Raw genomic sequence first — 15,915 nt, 5'->3', positions numbered from 1 at the left:
ATGTACGAGCATCACGGTCTGCCGACCGATATCAGCCTGTTGGATTCGGATGGCGGCGAACCGGGCTTGTGCTCCCGGTGCGGCGACTACGATCCGCGCCTCACGCAAGGCCTGTGCCCGGTATGCCTTCATACGGGAGGCCGATGAGCATGATCGATCCGAACGCAAGGCAAGAAGGAGGAATCATGAGTGAACCATTCTGGGAAGGCAAGACCCTCAAGGAGTTGGAAGGCAAGCGGATACGCGCCGCGTGCGACGAGTTCGCCATCGAAGGCCACCTGACCAAAGGCATTCCCGGCACTCTCGTCATCGAAATCACAAACCGGTTCCTCGGCGAGGTGTTCCACGAGGAAAACGGTTTCGCCGTCCCCACGGAGCAGTCCCGGCCGACCGTCATCACTCTGCTGGATGACCCCGATTATGATCGCATCGGTGACTTCGATGACGTGCGTGCGGGCGACATCGCGGTGTTCAGTAACGGCAACCGGCATCAGGTCACGGACGTTGACCCCGAGGACAGGATCATCAGGCTCCGGGCCATTGAAGCGCCGGCGGCTTCCGTATGGGCCGACGATCGCATGTTCGCCTACGCGCTGCGTCCTAAACCCCAGTTGCCGGACAAGCCCGGCCTGTGGGTGGACAAGAACGGAGACCTGTGGGTGTTCGCAGCTACCGATCCGAATGTCTATCAGGGTACCCGTCTGCGTCATGACGGCGCATGGGCGGTTACAGGTCAACGTATCCACACGTACACCGACATGTTTGCCGGCGATAACGCCCCGTTCCACCCATACAACCCGGAGGTCAAAGCATGACGCATCCGAGGATTGACATGCCGCCGACATTCCTGCAATCCGTCACGCGTATCCTCACGGGGAGTGAGCATTGCTGTGAATGGTGTTACGAGCGATACCTCACAACGCATCACATCGACCAGGATGCGATTCCCTGCAAGCGATGCCCCTACTGCGGCCAATACGGCTGTCCCAGAGCCAAAAGGCATTGGATTGAATGCCCGTCTACAACCCGGTTGATCCGCCCGCATGGCTGATGCCCATACTCGAATCCATGCTGGAACGGGAATTGAAAGAGAGGGCAGACAAACGTTGCATCAACAAGCGGGAGGAATCATGACCAGCGAACGCAAGAAGGAGATGGCGCGGCACTGGTCCGAGCGCGGCACCGACATCGGGACCATCAGCCGCCTGTTGGGTTTGAGCGAAGACGAGGTGAAGGCCATCATCGCCAATCCCCCGCAACCGGAACCCGCGAAACCCGCGAAAGGTTACGGGCCGGAATTCATCGAACCACTATTCAAATAAAAGAAAACCCTCCACTCCGAAGAGCAAAGGGCTGGATACCAATAGCCACTATAGCCTGCGGAGCGGAGGAAACCTTGACGAACAACAGCATCGACACCACCCAATTCGAACAGGACCTGCGCTCGCTGAAAACCGGCTGGCCCACACTAGCCCTGATCGCGAACCGGCAGGCCATGATCGGCGTGAGCGTGCACGGCGGTCAGGGGAGTCGCAGTGTGACACCCGCCCCGTTGAATATGGGCGCGTTCCAGCTCATGCAGGACGTCGACGTGTTCGCCCGCAAGCTCATCCGATTCATGGGATTAAACGCGCATCACGGCATGAGCGCACCCAGACTGCTGCAGGGCGTCATCGTCAACATGCCACGACTGGCACTGCTGCCGGCTCCCGCAGCGCGGAGCCTCGTCGACGAGGCTCATACGCTCGCGGAACGTTTGGACTACCTGTTGAATCCGCCGGCTGATACGCGCATGATCGGCTGGTGTCCCGCCTGTTCGCATGAGCTGAGAGCCGACCAGCAGGAATTGGCGGGCGGGTATCTGGAATGCCCGCACTGCCATGTGACTCACAAGATCAAGGAAATCCACCAGCTCGACATGCTCCGACTCCGGTTGAGCGGCGTCAAGGGCACGCCCACGCAATTGCAGCGGCTGTTGGAGCCGTGGGGCATCAGCATCAAGGCGGCGACCATACGCCAATGGGCAAAACGCTGTATCATACAGCCCGTCGAACACCGGGATGACGCTCCCGTGTTTTTGATCTGGGACGTATGGCAGGCGCACACGAGACTCGACGGATACGACCGGGCGCGTCGCCGCACGTCGAAAACCTTGAAGCGGATAAACGCCGATAGAACGCGATAGATTCCGATAGCACTCCAACCGATGACGGACTGATACATTCCGATACACATTGATGCAGAACGGTTCAGTCGCCCGCCATCTTACATATTATACGCATGATGTGTATAATATGATGTATGAGGTTCAAGGAAATCGAGAAGATACTCCGCAGGGACGGATGGCGCCTCTACTCGCAGAGCGGAAGCCACTGCCAATACACGCACCCGTTCAAACCCGGAAGGGTCACCGTTCCCAAGCACAGCGGAGACCTTGCGCCGTTCACCGTCAAATCAATATGGAAACAAGCCGGAATCAACGAAAAGAGAATCAAATGAAACTTGTCTACCCGATCGTGCTCTACCCCTCCGGCATTCCCGGCGGATACACCGTGCTCTGCCCCGACATGCCCGGCCTCGTCACTGAAGGCCGCAATCTCGCCGAAGCCCTCGACATGGCCAAGGACGCGGCCAGCGGCTGGGTGCTCGGCGAGCTCGAGGAAGGCCGCCACGAGCCGCACGCCACGAACATCGCCGATGTGAAGCCCGAGGAACCCGGCGGCATCGTCACCCTCATCAGTCTCGACATGGACGCCTACGCCGAAAAATACGGGAAGAAAAGCGTGCGCAAGAACGTCACCATCCCCGCATGGCTCGACACGTTCGGCGAACAGCAGGGCATCAACTACAGCCAAGTGCTGCGCGAAGGCCTCGAACACCGATACAACGAACTCCAGAACGCCTGAACATGCAACGGCCGCAATTCACCGACTGGCACGCATACGACTACCTTGAGAGCGAAGACGACATCCGCGACTATCTCCAGGCGTGCAAGGAATACGATGACCCGAGGCTCATGGCCGCCGCACTCAAGGACGCCGAGGAAGCTCGAAAGAAAAACTCGTTTGGTGCTTGACAAACCACAACTGTCACGCACATAATGTCTACAGTGGTCATTTCCATACCTACGGTACGGGGATGACACGGACGGCCGCACATCACACAAGCTGATGGCGGCCGTTCGCATATCCGGCTTGCGTGCCCGAGAGGACTAAAGGACCATGCTGGGAAGCATGGTGACCAGTAAACATTGCCACTGGTCCGCGGCTTCGAATACCGCCCAAGCCTCCAACTACAATGCCAGTATGGCATCTCGAATCTGCTGGCATTGCGGCAATCAATCCCATATGACACGTATTGGCGTCCCCTATTCGCCCATGACTTTCAAAACGGTCACTGAGACACCGATACTATGGTTCGCTTGGTTCAAGTGCGACGCATGCGGTTATTCATCCATAGCTTCAACGGCAAGAGCCCCGTGGCCGGCCTTGGAAGACGCCACGAAGTATCAGGACTCCTCATTGGAAGCATCAAGAGGCGATAAGAAAAAAAGCCATACAACAAGTGATCGCCCACTACTTCGACGACGAGGACTCACATGTCACGTGGTATCCGGCCCTGTCACTTGGAAGGGAGTTCAAGGAAGTGCCACAGCATATCGCAGACGCAGCCTCCGAAGCATACGCATGCTTCAGCATACGCTCCTACCGCGCCGCCATACTCATGGCCCGCAGCGTACTCGAAGCCTGCGCGAAAGACAAGAACGTCACGGGAAGGACCCTCGCGTCCAAAATCGACGCGCTCGCCGACAATGGGATCATCAGCCCGCAGATACAACAGGAGGCGCACGAGATCCGTTACCTCGGCAACGAGATGGCGCACGGCGACTTCACCGAACCCGTCAGCGAAGAGGACGCCGATGACATGCTCGGATTCCTCGCCACATTCCTCAACTACGTGTACCAGATGCCCGCCGCCATAAGACGCAGGCAGGAAGCCCGCAGGAACCGGGCTGCCAACCCCAACATCTAAGCCCATCCAAGCCCCGCCATAGTGCGGGGCTTGCTCATATCCGGGGAGGCGATGACATATGAGAACACCGACCATCAGCCTGCGGGTCACCGACCGATCCGGCAACATCATCGCCGAAATCGATGACCTCCCCGTGCCCGTGGACATCACCCCGGACGGGCACATCATCGTGAAACCCCTATCCCCCGTCATAGGCCGGGCGCTCTCCGCGTTCGCCGCCACATGGACGGACTGCTGCGAGGCAAGCCTATGAGCCGCGGCAACCCACGCAAGACCAACGGCTGGCGACGCAACCAACTCGTCGCACGGCTCCGCGCCGCCTACGATACGTGCGCCATATGCGGCAGACCTGTAGACAAGACCATCAAATGGCCCTCTCCATGGTGCGGCGTCGCCGACGAGATCATTCCGGTGTCCAAAGGCGGCGACCCATACCAATGGACCAATCTCGAACTCGCACACAAATGGTGCAACGAAATCAAATCCAACAGAACGCTGAAATGGGCGCAAGAGGAAGTCAAACGCATCCTCAACGGCCAAGGCAAAGGAACACAAACCAAGCCAACCGCAATACCATTCACCAGCCTCGACCTCTAACCGGCATGGGCCATGGACCTCTCCGTCTGGTCCTTGCCCATCCCGGCGCATAGAGCCTATATCTCTCCGGGTTTTCGGTAACGGTAACGTGTTACGGCATCGGTAACGGCAACAGGAGGTGTTATGGCTGCGAATCCCAAGCATTGCAGTGTTTGCGGCCGTGAGTTGCCGAAGGATGCGCGTGCCGGCAGCGAGTACTGTTCCGCCAGGTGCAAGCAGAAGGCATACCGGTTGCGTAAGGCGAAGGGCGAGCCCGCCAAGCCGAAGCCGAAGGCTAAGCCGTCACCGGTGATCGATCGGCGTGAGTTCGAACGGATGATGGACGATTCCTTGGAGGATGTGCTGCGGCATACGCGCGACGTGCTGCGCAAGGCGTTGGATGATCCGGACACCCGCGCCGCCGACCTGCCTGCGTTGAGCCGCCAGTATATCGCCGTGTGCCGTGAGCTTGAATCCCAGTCCGGTGCTGGGGGCCTGTTCGCTGATGATTCCGAATCGAGTGAGGTGAGCGTGGATGCCGGAGCGTCGATTGTCTGAGCTGGCTCGCGTGCTTTCGCAGCCGTCCGGCATCGTGTCGAGTGATTTCCCGATGATCGAGAAGGTCGCGCGTCGTATGGGCATCGACTATGACCTGTGGCAGAAGGGCTTGCTGTATCTGATGTTCGGCAAGCGCGCGGATGGCTTGTATGCGTGTGGCAAGGGTGGCGCGGTAGTCAGTATCTGCCGGCAGGTGGGCAAGACGTTCACCATCGGCAGCGCCATATTCATTTTGTGCGCGGGCCGCGATGATCTGAAGGTGTTGTGGACGGCCCACCGCACGAGAACGTCGGATGAGACGTTCCAGACGATGTGCGGTTTCGCCCGCAACAAGCTCATGGCCCCGTATGTGGATCATATCCGGCGTGCGAACGGCCAGCAGGAGATTTCGTTCCGTTCCGGTTCTCGCATCATGTTCGGCGCGCGCGAGCAGGGGTTCGGCCGTGGCTTCGACGCGGTGGACATGGAGGTTTTCGACGAGGCGCAGATTTTGACTGTGAAGGCCCTGAACGATATGGTGCCGGCGATGAACGTGAGCCCGAATCCATTGCTCGTGTTCATGGGCACGCCGCCCCAGCCGGGCGACCCGTCGGAGCAGTTCGCCGCCAAGCGTGCCGACGGGTTGGCGAAACGCGACGGCATGCTGTACGTGGAGTTCAGCGCGGACCGTGACGCCGACCCGGACGATCACGGGCAGTGGGCGAAGGCGAACCCGAGCTATCCGAAGCGGACGAGCGCGAAGGCCATTGAACGCATGCGCCAATCATTGGGCGGCGTCGACAACTTCCGCCGCGAGGCATTGGGAATCTGGGATGAGAACACCACCGTGAGCGCCATCGACGCGAAGCAATGGGAGCAGGGCGTGGTGGAGCATCCGAGCCTTGACGGCCGTGTGGCCTACGGGTTGGATATGCCGCCCGACCGCAGCAGTCTGGCCATCAGCGTCGCCATACGCTACGAGGACGATACGGCGCTCATCAACCTGCAGGAGTATGTGGACGTGAAACAGCATGGCATCGCGTGGGCGGTCGACTGGCTGGCGGAACGCTGGTCGAAAACCACCGCCGTGGTCGTTGACGCGCAGTCGCCGGCCATGAGCCTCGTGCCGGATCTGCAGAAACGGCATGTGAAGGTCACGGTCACGCAGATGCGTGATCTGGGGGCGGCGACGGGAAGGATGCTCGACATGATCAACGCGGGAACGTTGAGGCATCTCGATGCCAGTCTGCAGCCGCAGTTGGATAACGCGGCCCGCAACGTCACCCTGCGTGACATGGGGCCGAACGGCATGCGCGCTTGGGACAAGAAAGGCGCGGACATCGACATCAGCCCCCTGCAGGCGGCCACGTTGGCGTTGCACGGCGTGTTCACGAGCAAACGGCATCCGGGACGTAAGGCGAAGGCGGTGGCATTATGATTCAACTCGTACCAAATCTCCAGAACGTCGAAGTGCCGAATTTGCCTGGCCTATACCGCAATGATTTCCAAATCATGGTCAGGCAGTGGGTGTCGAGGCTCGGCCGCAATCTGTTGCGCACCACCTACTATGACGGTCGGAATCGTTTGAAGAATCTGGATATCGCGGTTCCGGACAGTATGGCGAACATCACCGAGGTGGTCGGCTGGCCGCAGAAGGCCGTTGACGTGCTCGCCAACCGTATCAGGTTCGATGGTTTCGTGACCACGGGAGACCAGCGCGATCCGCTGGGATTGGGCGACATTCTTGACGCGAACGATTTCCCAGTCACGCTGACGCAGGCCGTGCGCAGCGGATTGACCCATTGCTGCTCGTTCCTGTCCGTGCGCTCCGCGCGGCCGGATGACCATATCGATTCACCGGTCGTGGTCTCGTTTCGCAGCGCCCTGTATGCCACCGGAATATGGGAGGCCAGTCGCAGAGGCCTTGCCTGCGCATTGACGGTCGTGGATATCGATTGGGATCTGTACGCCACCCAGCAGCTGGTGGTGCCCACTGAGTTGTTCCTTTACGAGCCCGGCGTCATCATCCGCATCAGGCGCATAGGCGAGCTGAGTTACATGGCCGACGCTCCGCAGCAGACGAATCTGGATCATGTGCCCGTGTACATGCTCCCCTATCATCAGGATCTCGAACGACCGTTCGGGCGTAGCCGTATTAGCCGTGAGGTGATGAGTCTTACGGATACGGCGGTGCGCACGATGCTGCGCATGGAGGTCAGCGCGGAATTCTATTCAAGCCCGCAACGTTACCTGCTCGGAGCTGAGCCGCCCGTAGGCAAGGATGGGAAAACTCTGACCGGTTGGGAGGCCGCGATTTCCAACATGCTCGTCATTAACCGTGACGAGGATGGCCAATTGCCTTCCATCGGCCAGTTCTCTCAGATGACCATGCAACCGCACTCCGATATGCTGCGAGCCCTGGCTGGTCGTTTCAGCGGTGCTACGGGCGTGCCGATGGCGCAGTTGGGTGTGATGACCGATTCCGGGCCCTCCAGTGCGGATGCGATAGCCGCGGCGGAGACTGAGTTGGTCATCGAGGCTCGCAACACGTGCGACGCGTTCGGAGCTCAGTTGCGTAAGGCCGCCAAGGATATGGCTGTGCTCAACGGCGCGAATCCTGATGATCCGGCTCTGCGGAATCTGCAGGTCAACTGGCGTAATCCGGAGCGTCCTTCTCAGGCGGCGATGGCGGATGCCGTGTTGAAGCAGGTGCAAGCCATTCCGTGGCTGGCGAACAGCGACGTGATCCTCGAGATGCTTGGCTACACGGATTCGCAGATCACACGTTTGTTGTCGGATAAGAACAAGCAGAACGCGGCGGCCGTGCTCGACAAATTGGTCAATATGAACGCTCAAAACCAGTTCGCGAATCAGGCGGTGACGGGAGGCGGCGATGGCAACCAGCAGCCGGAATCCGGACCGTCAGGACGTGGACAAGCTGGCGAAGGCGCAGCAATCGGCGGTGGCGCAGGCGCGGCGTGAACTCCGTAAGGTGTTCGAGACCGTGTACAACATGTACGACGATCCCGCCGAGCAGCGTGACGCGTTCCTCGACCTCGTGCCCGCGATCGCCCAGAAATACGGTGATGCGGGCAGTGTGGCAGCCGGCGAATGGTTCGAGCAGATGCGAGCCAAATGGTTCAAGGACCAGACGGACATCGACACCACGTATCAGCCGGACGACAAAGCAATCCGCGAGACGGTGCGCCGGCTCGCCGGCCATCTATGGGACGGTGCCGACGGCACTCCTGCAGACCCTGATGCCATGCTCAGGGGGCTGCTCGCGAACATGGACAAGTGGGTGAAGGACGCCGGCCGTGGCACCATCACCAAGGCCACGCGCAGGGATCCACGCAAGCCCCGGTATGCTCGCGTCCCGCAGGGCCCCACGTGCGGCTGGTGCATCATGCTCGCCTCCCGCGGCTTCGTGTACTCCAGTGCCGAGGCCGCCGGCGGCGACATGAACGACTATCACAAGGATTGCGATTGTGAGCCGATTCCCAGCTGGGACAAAAAGGACCCGAAAATCGAAGGCTACGACCCGGATGCCCTTTATGAACGTTACAGTGCCTGTCGCTCCACCGTCGAAAGCCTGCTGACCGAGGAGAGATACCGGAAAACCTACGTCGATACGTTCGAGCCTCAATTCGAGGACGACAGGCCGAAAAGCTTCGATTGGTGGATCTCCAAGCAGGTTGCTCATGAAATGGATACCAGAGACCAGAAATGGTTGATTGATGGCAAAAGAGCGCCCGTCTCCTATGCCAGCATCAGGGCCAATCGCGAGCTGAAATCCCATGAGTTGAAGACGCGGGATGTACTTGCCGACAGTGGTTTCTCCCTGTGGTTTCCAGAGAGAAGCAATAAGAAAGGCGTCAAGACCGCGGATTGTGTAATCAACGGTATCGATGTCGATTTCAAATCGCCGACTGAAGGCACGTCGTTCAACAGCATCGATAGGCTCCTGCGTGATGCCAGCAAACAAGGAGACGCCTGCGTGTTGCATCTCATACCCGGCAGAAGTCACATCAATGCGGATGAATGCAAGGAATATATCCGGCAGGCACTCCAACGAAGGAAACTGAAATGGGTGCTGTTCATCGACTATGACGGAAACCTCCGTCGAATAGTACCCGAGAAATAAGAATGGCTTCTCACTCTTTGAACCAAAACGGGCTCGCATAGAGAAGCCTAGACAGTTTCATTGTACAGCATGGCGGGTTGCCAGAGTGGTCGAATGGAGCCGACTGCAACTCGGCTGTTTGAACATCGCAGGTTCGAATCCTGTACCCGCCTCTCATATAAGCCACTCCGCACGGGGTGGCTTCTTTTATGCCCGAAACGGGCCCCGATCAACCATTTAGGAGGAATCATGGCCGAGGAAGCCAACAATAATGCCGACCAGTCGCAGAACGTGCAGGAGCCGCACGGCGAAGCCACGCCGACGGATTGGGAGGCGAAGTATCGCGAAGCCGTATCGCATTCGCGTGAATGGGAGAAGCGCGCCAAGGACAACAAGGCCGCGGCCGACGAGCTGCAACAGCTCAAGGAATCCCAGATGAGCGAACAGCAGAAGGCCGAAGCCAAGACGGCGAAGCTCCAAAAGGAGCTCGACGCCCTGAAGGCCGAGAAACAGGCGTCCGCCTGGCGTTCGCAGGTGGCCGAGGAATCCGGATTGCCGTCGAACCTCATCGTAGGCGACTCCCTCGAGGCGATGCAGCAGCATGCAAAGGCCATCAACGAGTACATCGCCGAGAAAACGAAGCCGGTGGTGAACGCGCCCGGCGAAGGCAAACAGCCTTCCCAACCTCCGACCGGTTCTTCCGGCGATTGGCTGCGAGACCAGTACCTCCAAAACAAATAAGCAAAATCGATTCCCTTGATTAGAAAGGATTAATGATGGCTTCCAACGTGAATTCCATCATCACCAGCGGCGACCTCGGCGGCGGTCTCATCCCCACCGAATACGCCACCCAGATCATCCAGGACGCTCCGAAGTCCAGCGTGTCCCTGACCCGCATGCGTCAGATCCGCATGAGCACCCGCACCCGCACGCAGCCGGTCCTGGATTCCAAGCCGATCGCCTATTGGGTCGGAGGCGACACCGGTCTGAAGCAGACCACGAAGCAGGCGTGGAGCGGTTTGAGCATCACCGCCGAGGAGATGGCCGCGATCGTGCCGATCCCGGAGGCCGTGATCGCCGACTCCGGCATCCCGCTGTGGAGCGAAGTGCAGCCGCGTCTGGCCGCCGCGCTCGGCTACAAGCTGGATCAGGCCACCCTGTTCGGCGTGGACAAACCGGCCAGCTTCCCGGACGGCATCATCCCGCAGGCCATCGCCGCCGGCAACACGCTCATCCAGGGCAAGGATCTCGCCAAGGACGTGGCCACCATGGGCCAGAAGCTCGCCGAACAGGGCTTCGCCATGAACGGTTTCGCATCCCAGCCGGGCCTCAACTGGCAGCTCATCGGCCTGCGCAACGCGAACGGCAGCCCGATCTACGTACCGTCCCTCGCCGCCGGCACACCCTCCACGCTCTACGGCTTCGGCCTCAACGAGGTGGACAACGGTGCCTGGGACACCACGAAGGCCGTGCTGCTCGGTGCCGATTGGAGCAATTTCGTGATCGGCATCCGTCAGGACATCACCTACAAGCTGCTCGATCAGGCGGTCATCACCGATGACGACGGCAAGGTCGTGTTGAACCTCGCGCAGCAGGATTGCGTGGCCATGCGCGTCGTGTTCCGTGTCGGCTTCCAGATCGCCAACCCGATCAACGACGTGCAGCCGGACAAGACCAAGCGTTTCCCGGCCTACGTGATCGCCCCGCAGGCCACCACCGGAGCGTGATCAGCATGGCATTGAACAAGCAGGTGCAGTTCGTGCATCAGGACAAGACTGAACCCGGCCAGATCATCGAACAGGTGGCCGTGTTCGACGCCGACGGCAATCCCGTCGATATCACCGCCGGTGGCGGCTCGTCTGTCACGTCCGTGAAGGCGACCGGATTGGCGGCCGGCGCGACACCTACGGCCGCACTGGCCGATGGCGTACTCACCCTAGGCATTCCCGCCGGCGCTACCGGTCCGGCGGGCCCGGCCGGAGCTGCGGGCGCTCGCGGTGCCACCGGTCCGGCCGGACCGGCTGGCGTTGCCGGCGCGGCCGGTAAGTCGGTGACCGGCCTCGCGTTGACCACGGACGCGTCCGGCAAGGTGACCGGCGGCACCGTCACCTTCTCGGATAAGACCACGGCCGCGATCACCGTGACCACGGCCACCGCGTAAGGAGGCATCCGATGGGCGACGACATTGACACGCCGGTCGATCCGGGCATGCAGGTGCCGTCCCCGCCGTTCGCCTTGGTCGCCGATCTTGAAAAACGCTGGCACACGCTGTCGGACGCGGAGAAGCTCACGGCGGAGACGCTGATCGAGGACGCGTCGGACAAGATCATGACCGACTGCCCCCGTTGGACGGAGGCGAGCGAGGCCACGCTGCGGCGCATCACCTGCCAGATGGTCAAACGCGCCATGCTCAACCCGGACATGGCCGGCGTGTCCCAAGGCACGCAGACCGCGAACGGGTTCACCGAAAGCCTCTCGTACAGCAACCCGGACGGGGACCTGTACCTGACCGCTCAGGAGCGGCGTTCGCTGGGTTGCGGCGTGCAGCGCATGTGGTCGATCGACCTCGCAAACGGGGAGACGAGCCTATGAGCCGGTTGCATGGAGAACAGGTCACCGTCACGTGGCGCGTGGACACGGGCGAGCGTGACGGCGGCAACAATCCCATCTGGCGGGAGGAGCCGGAGACGGTCGATGACGTGCTCGTCAAACCGGGCGCTCAGGACAATGCTTCGGATTCCACCCGTCCCGAAGGCGTGACCGTCGCGTTGACGCTCGCGTTCCCGCGACTCTGGACCTACCGGAGCCTCAAAGGCGCGTTGGTCGACGTGCGCGGCCACGCCTATCAGGTGATAGGCGACCCGCTGCCCGTGGACAGCGGGATCACGCCCACCCGTTGGAACCTCCTGGTCGAAGTCACCGATTCGGAAGGATAAGCGCATGAGCGGCATCGTGAAACTGAACCTGTCTGGGTTCAAGGCGTTCCGCCAATCCCCCGCCGTGTTGGGCGCGATCAACGCGGAGGCCGAACGCCTGGCCGCCGCCGCGAACTCGCGGGCGCGCGGCGAATGCGAGCATCCGGAGCATGCGCAGTTCCGCGCGTTGGGGCCCATCCCCACGCCGGAGGGCAGCGTGGCCATCGCCACATCCAGTGGCGATCCGGGATGCTGGAAGCATAACGCGAAGCACAACACGCTGGTCAACGCGTTGGGAGGCGGCTGATGGAACCCGTGGAGAAGACGATCATCGACTGGCTGAACGCGGACGAAACCCTGAAGGACTGGCCCGCCTCCATGGACGTGCCAGCCGGCTCGTCTGCGGCGAAACCGTCCACGTTCATCACCGTGGAACGCACGGGCGGCGTGGAGGAATGGTACCGCTCCCGTCCGCTCGTCGCCGTCCAGGTATGGGGAACGAGCTCCTACGAGGTGGCGGACGCGGCGTACCGGCTCGTGCTCCCCCGACTGCAACGTCTGGTCGAGCTTGATCCGGTCGCCCTCGTGGACGTGACCGACATGAGTCATTTCCCGGCCGTCGACGGGCGTCCCAGATATCAGATTCTCATCCAGCCCACCATCAAGGTGGGCTGAACCTTTAGAAAGGAAGGCCATCATGGCCAATACGAACGACGCGACGAACGTCACGCTCGGCAAGTTCAAGATCGGCGGCTACATCTACTGGGCACCGCACGGCACCGCATTGCCGAAGGACTCGGCCACCCCGTTGCCGGCCGCCTACAAGCTGGTCGGCTACCTCAACGAGGACGGCATGACGAACACGACCGACACCGACACCACCGAGGTGAAGGACGCGAACGGCACCACCGTCTTGAAGGCCATCAGCTCCTACGCGGAGTCCTACCAGTTCGTGCTGTTGGAGACCATGAACGTGGAGGCTGCGAAACTCCGTTACGGCGACGACATGGTCACCGGTACGGACAAGAGCATGACCATCAAGCACGCGATGCCGTCGGACGAGGATTTCGTGCTCGTGTTCGAACTGGCGCGCACCGGCGGCGTGCTCGGCCGCCTCGTGATCGGCGTGGCCACTCGCGCCGAGTTCGGCGACCGTCAGGAGCATGCGGGCGACGCGGTCACCTACGACGTGACCGTCGCCGCGAACGACATGGACGGCACCGGCGTCACCTCGATCGAATACATCGGCGTGCCCGCCGCCGGCGGTGCCGACACCGGCAAGTAGGCCGAACCGTTCCTCCCGCGTCATGCTTCCACGACTTCCCATGACGCGGGACCCTCTTCCCCTTATTGAAGTCGTCTTTATTTTTTCGGAGAAGTCACATGTCACAGAACCGTCATAACCGTAACCGTTCCGCCGCTCCTGCCGGACGCCCGCAGGACCACACGCCACCATTGTCCAAGGAGCGCACCGTCACCGTCAAGGGCGTGACCGTGACGCTCGACCCGTCCAAGCTCGACGATTGGGAGCTCATGGAATCGCTCTACGACCTGCAGTCCGATCCGGAGGGCAATTCGTTGAGCGTGATCCCGTTCCTGCGCGGCCTGTTCTCCCCGGAGGATTACAGGCGGGTCAAGGAATCGTTGAGGGATCCGGGCACGGGCCGCATCACCGGCACCGCCATGGGCGGCTTCCTCAAGGAGCTGTTCGAACGCCTCAATGACGCGTTCCCAAACTCCTGACGCTCGTCACCCTCCTATGCCGTTGCCCCGGCCGGCTCACGGCGGACATGAGGAGGGTGTACGGGCTCGGCGTCTATGAGCTGCGGCCGTTGGAGACGGCCGACCTCGCCGCGAACCTGCCGGCCGGAAGCCTCGTATGGCAGGAGCTGGATATTCCGGCCGCATGGAGCGTGGACCAGTATCTGCTCGCCCTCCAGATCGATCAGATGAACATGTGGATGTGGGGCAACGCGGACCCGAAGAAACGCGGACCCAAGCCCCGCCCGCTGCCACGACCCGGACAGGGTGCACCATCCACGCGGGATGACGGCAAGCCGGCTGACGGGCATGAGCGCCATGTACGCAGGATCGAGGTCCAGCCGATGACGATAGCCGAGTTTCAACGTTGGCGCGCCCAACGGTTCAGTGACGAGCGTGTGGAGAAAAGCCGGCCGTTGGCCGGAACATAACCGAACAGAGAGAGGAGCCTTGCCGTGGCATACCAGTTGGCTCAGGCGTATGTGCAGATCGTGCCCAGCATGAAAGGCGTGGGCAAGGCCATCGAGGCCGCGTTCGCCGGCCCCGCAAAATCCACGGGAGACAAGGCCGGACAGACCGCCGGTGCCGGCTTCTCCAAGGGCTTCGGTGCGAAGATCGGCGTGATCAGCGGCATCGCCAGTTCCGTCGCATCCAAGGTCATCGGCGTGTTCCAAGGACTCTCCGGCCAGATCATGGAGGCGTCCGATTCCACGCAGAAGTTCGCGCAGACACTCCAGTTCGCCGGCGTCGGGACGAACGAGGTCAAAAGACTCACCGCCTCCACGCAGGAGTATGCGAACAAGACGGTGTACGGGATCGACGACATCCGCAACACCACCGCCCAGTTGGCGGCGAACGGCGTGCCGAACTACGCGAAGCTCGCCGAGGCGGCCGGGAACCTGAACGCGGTGGCCGGCGGCAACGCGAACACGTTCAAAAGCGTGGCGATGATGCTCACCCAGACCGCCGGTGCCGGCAAGCTGACGACCGAGAACTGGAACCAGCTGGCGGACGCGATTCCGGGAGCTTCCGGCAAACTCCAGGAGGCCATGCTCAAGAACGGGGCCTATACCGGGAATTTCCGCGACGCGATGGCCAACGGCGAGATCACCGCCGACGAATTCAACCAGGCGTTGATGCAATTGGGCATGACCGACGTCGCCAAGGAGGCCGCCGAATCCACGGCGACGTTCGAAGGCGCGTTCGGCAATCTCGAAGCCACCATCGTGGACGGTTCCGCACAGATCGTCAACACGGTCAAACCGTATCTGACCGGTTTCGTCACCGATCTGGGCAACGGGATCGGAACCGCGTTGCAATGGGTGAACGATTTCATGGGCGCGCTCATGAAATCCCAAGGCGTGCAGACGTTCGCCAACGGCGTCAAACAGATCGCGACGGGACTCGGCGCGATCATCGGCCCCATCGCCACGGTCGTCGCATCCCTGTTCGGCTTCTCCACGGGAACAAACGGGGCGGCGACATCCGCATCAAACCTGTCGGGAATACTCTCCGCCATCGGCACCGTCCTGCAGACGGTGGGCACGTTCATCCAGCAGAACGCGCAATGGATACAACCGCTGGCGGTCGCCGTAATGGCCGCCTACACGGCATTCAACCTGTGGAACGGAGCCATGGCCCTATGGCAGACCGCGACCAAGATCGCCACCGTCGTGCAGACGGCGTTCAACGCCGTCATGGCCGCCAATCCGATCATGCTGGCGGTCGCCGCGATAGCCGCGTTGACCGCAGGTCTCGTCTGGTTCTTCACGCAGACCGAGGTCGGACGACAGGCATGGCAGGCGTTCATGGACTGGCTCGCCCCGATATGGCAGTCCATACAAGCCGCGTGGAGCGCGGCATGGACGGCGATCAGCTCGTTCATCCAATCGAACATGACCACCATCCAAGCCATATGGGACACGGTATGGGGCGCGATAAGCGCCTACTTCACCTATGTGTGGAACGGCA

At 61.2% G+C, this 15,915-nt stretch carries 24 protein-coding genes and 2 tRNA genes; all 26 read left to right on the top strand.

All coding sequences use genetic code 11. The annotated features are described in order from the left end of the window. Positions 1-185: 185 nt before the first annotated feature. Positions 186-815, top strand: coding sequence for a hypothetical protein (locus tag G1C97_RS11630; protein WP_169241893.1), 630 nt, complete (start codon positions 186-188; stop codon positions 813-815). Between the two features lie 315 nt (positions 816-1,130). Beyond that, positions 1,131-1,322 carry a hypothetical protein gene (locus G1C97_RS11625; protein ID WP_169241892.1) on the top strand — a complete coding sequence of 64 codons (192 nt, stop codon included), beginning with the start codon at positions 1,131-1,133 and terminating at the stop codon, positions 1,320-1,322. 74 nt (positions 1,323-1,396) lie between these two features. Continuing rightward, complete coding sequence (locus G1C97_RS11620) at positions 1,397-2,185, top strand: hypothetical protein (protein ID WP_169241891.1); 789 nt, start codon at positions 1,397-1,399, stop codon at positions 2,183-2,185. A gap of 116 nt (positions 2,186-2,301) precedes the next feature. After that, on the top strand, positions 2,302-2,499 hold the full coding sequence (locus G1C97_RS11615) for a type II toxin-antitoxin system HicA family toxin (protein ID WP_169241890.1): 198 nt from the start codon (positions 2,302-2,304) through the stop codon (positions 2,497-2,499). Then, a complete protein-coding gene (locus G1C97_RS11610) occupies positions 2,496-2,906 on the top strand; it encodes a type II toxin-antitoxin system HicB family antitoxin (RefSeq protein WP_169241889.1) in 411 nt (136 codons plus the stop codon). Before G1C97_RS11615 ends, G1C97_RS11610 begins: the two co-directional genes overlap by 4 nt. 2 nt (positions 2,907-2,908) lie before the next feature. Next, positions 2,909-3,076 carry a helix-turn-helix domain-containing protein gene (locus G1C97_RS11605; protein WP_169241888.1) on the top strand — a complete coding sequence of 56 codons (168 nt, stop codon included), beginning with the start codon at positions 2,909-2,911 and terminating at the stop codon, positions 3,074-3,076. A gap of 115 nt (positions 3,077-3,191) precedes the next feature. Further along, positions 3,192-3,291: transfer RNA gene (locus G1C97_RS11600), tRNA-OTHER, on the top strand. Between the two features lie 354 nt (positions 3,292-3,645). Then, positions 3,646-4,032 carry a DUF4145 domain-containing protein gene (locus G1C97_RS11595; RefSeq protein WP_169241887.1) on the top strand — a complete coding sequence of 129 codons (387 nt, stop codon included), beginning with the start codon at positions 3,646-3,648 and terminating at the stop codon, positions 4,030-4,032. A gap of 58 nt (positions 4,033-4,090) precedes the next feature. After that, positions 4,091-4,285: a tensin-4 gene (locus G1C97_RS11590; RefSeq protein WP_169241886.1), complete on the top strand. Its 195-nt coding sequence runs from the start codon at positions 4,091-4,093 to the stop codon at positions 4,283-4,285. Continuing rightward, the gene (locus G1C97_RS11585) at positions 4,282-4,629 is read left to right on the top strand and encodes an HNH endonuclease (RefSeq protein WP_169241885.1); all 348 of its coding nucleotides are present in this window, start codon (positions 4,282-4,284) and stop codon (positions 4,627-4,629) included. The genes G1C97_RS11590 and G1C97_RS11585 overlap by 4 nt, the downstream gene beginning before the upstream one ends. Before the next feature lie 123 nt (positions 4,630-4,752). Beyond that, on the top strand, positions 4,753-5,166 hold the full coding sequence (locus G1C97_RS11580; RefSeq protein WP_169241884.1) for a hypothetical protein: 414 nt from the start codon (positions 4,753-4,755) through the stop codon (positions 5,164-5,166). Beyond that, a complete protein-coding gene (locus tag G1C97_RS11575) occupies positions 5,144-6,583 on the top strand; it encodes a terminase (protein WP_169241883.1) in 1,440 nt (479 codons plus the stop codon). The genes G1C97_RS11580 and G1C97_RS11575 overlap by 23 nt, the downstream gene beginning before the upstream one ends. Next, positions 6,580-8,127: a phage portal protein gene (locus G1C97_RS11570; protein WP_169241882.1), complete on the top strand. Its 1,548-nt coding sequence runs from the start codon at positions 6,580-6,582 to the stop codon at positions 8,125-8,127. Before G1C97_RS11575 ends, G1C97_RS11570 begins: the two co-directional genes overlap by 4 nt. Continuing rightward, the gene (locus G1C97_RS11565; RefSeq protein WP_169241881.1) at positions 8,039-9,289 is read left to right on the top strand and encodes a VG15 protein; all 1,251 of its coding nucleotides are present in this window, start codon (positions 8,039-8,041) and stop codon (positions 9,287-9,289) included. The genes G1C97_RS11570 and G1C97_RS11565 overlap by 89 nt, the downstream gene beginning before the upstream one ends. A 71-nt stretch (positions 9,290-9,360) precedes the next feature. After that, positions 9,361-9,441 (top strand) — tRNA-Cys (locus G1C97_RS11560). 76 nt (positions 9,442-9,517) lie between these two features. After that, complete coding sequence (locus G1C97_RS11555; protein ID WP_169241880.1) at positions 9,518-10,009, top strand: helicase; 492 nt, start codon at positions 9,518-9,520, stop codon at positions 10,007-10,009. A gap of 32 nt (positions 10,010-10,041) precedes the next feature. Then, the gene (locus tag G1C97_RS11550) at positions 10,042-10,995 is read left to right on the top strand and encodes a phage major capsid protein (protein WP_240951140.1); all 954 of its coding nucleotides are present in this window, start codon (positions 10,042-10,044) and stop codon (positions 10,993-10,995) included. 5 nt (positions 10,996-11,000) lie between these two features. Next, positions 11,001-11,429 carry a hypothetical protein gene (locus tag G1C97_RS11545; RefSeq protein ID WP_169241872.1) on the top strand — a complete coding sequence of 143 codons (429 nt, stop codon included), beginning with the start codon at positions 11,001-11,003 and terminating at the stop codon, positions 11,427-11,429. Between the two features lie 11 nt (positions 11,430-11,440). Beyond that, the gene (locus G1C97_RS11540; RefSeq protein ID WP_169241879.1) at positions 11,441-11,860 is read left to right on the top strand and encodes a Gp19/Gp15/Gp42 family protein; all 420 of its coding nucleotides are present in this window, start codon (positions 11,441-11,443) and stop codon (positions 11,858-11,860) included. Beyond that, positions 11,857-12,204, top strand: a complete 348-nt coding sequence (locus G1C97_RS11535) for a hypothetical protein (RefSeq protein ID WP_335341372.1) — start codon at positions 11,857-11,859, stop codon at positions 12,202-12,204. Before G1C97_RS11540 ends, G1C97_RS11535 begins: the two co-directional genes overlap by 4 nt. 4 nt (positions 12,205-12,208) lie before the next feature. Beyond that, the gene (locus G1C97_RS11530) at positions 12,209-12,490 is read left to right on the top strand and encodes a hypothetical protein (protein WP_169241878.1); all 282 of its coding nucleotides are present in this window, start codon (positions 12,209-12,211) and stop codon (positions 12,488-12,490) included. Then, positions 12,490-12,858, top strand: a complete 369-nt coding sequence (locus tag G1C97_RS11525) for a hypothetical protein (protein WP_169241877.1) — start codon at positions 12,490-12,492, stop codon at positions 12,856-12,858. The genes G1C97_RS11530 and G1C97_RS11525 overlap by 1 nt, the downstream gene beginning before the upstream one ends. A gap of 22 nt (positions 12,859-12,880) precedes the next feature. Then, positions 12,881-13,468: a phage tail tube protein gene (locus G1C97_RS11520; protein WP_169241876.1), complete on the top strand. Its 588-nt coding sequence runs from the start codon at positions 12,881-12,883 to the stop codon at positions 13,466-13,468. Between the two features lie 98 nt (positions 13,469-13,566). Beyond that, the gene (locus G1C97_RS11515) at positions 13,567-13,926 is read left to right on the top strand and encodes a hypothetical protein (RefSeq protein WP_169241875.1); all 360 of its coding nucleotides are present in this window, start codon (positions 13,567-13,569) and stop codon (positions 13,924-13,926) included. A 47-nt stretch (positions 13,927-13,973) separates the two neighbouring features. Further along, positions 13,974-14,375 carry a hypothetical protein gene (locus G1C97_RS11510; protein WP_169241874.1) on the top strand — a complete coding sequence of 134 codons (402 nt, stop codon included), beginning with the start codon at positions 13,974-13,976 and terminating at the stop codon, positions 14,373-14,375. Positions 14,376-14,399: 24 nt separating this feature from the next. Beyond that, a partial coding sequence (locus G1C97_RS11505; RefSeq protein WP_169241873.1) for a tape measure protein occupies positions 14,400-15,915 on the top strand: 1,516 nt, incomplete at its 3' end.

The sequence above is a fragment of the Bifidobacterium olomucense genome (assembly GCF_012932375.1).
GTDB lineage: Bacteria > Actinomycetota > Actinomycetes > Actinomycetales > Bifidobacteriaceae > Bifidobacterium > Bifidobacterium olomucense.
The sequence above is the reverse complement of the archived record's forward strand: the minus strand, read 5'-3'. Positions and strand labels throughout refer to the sequence as shown.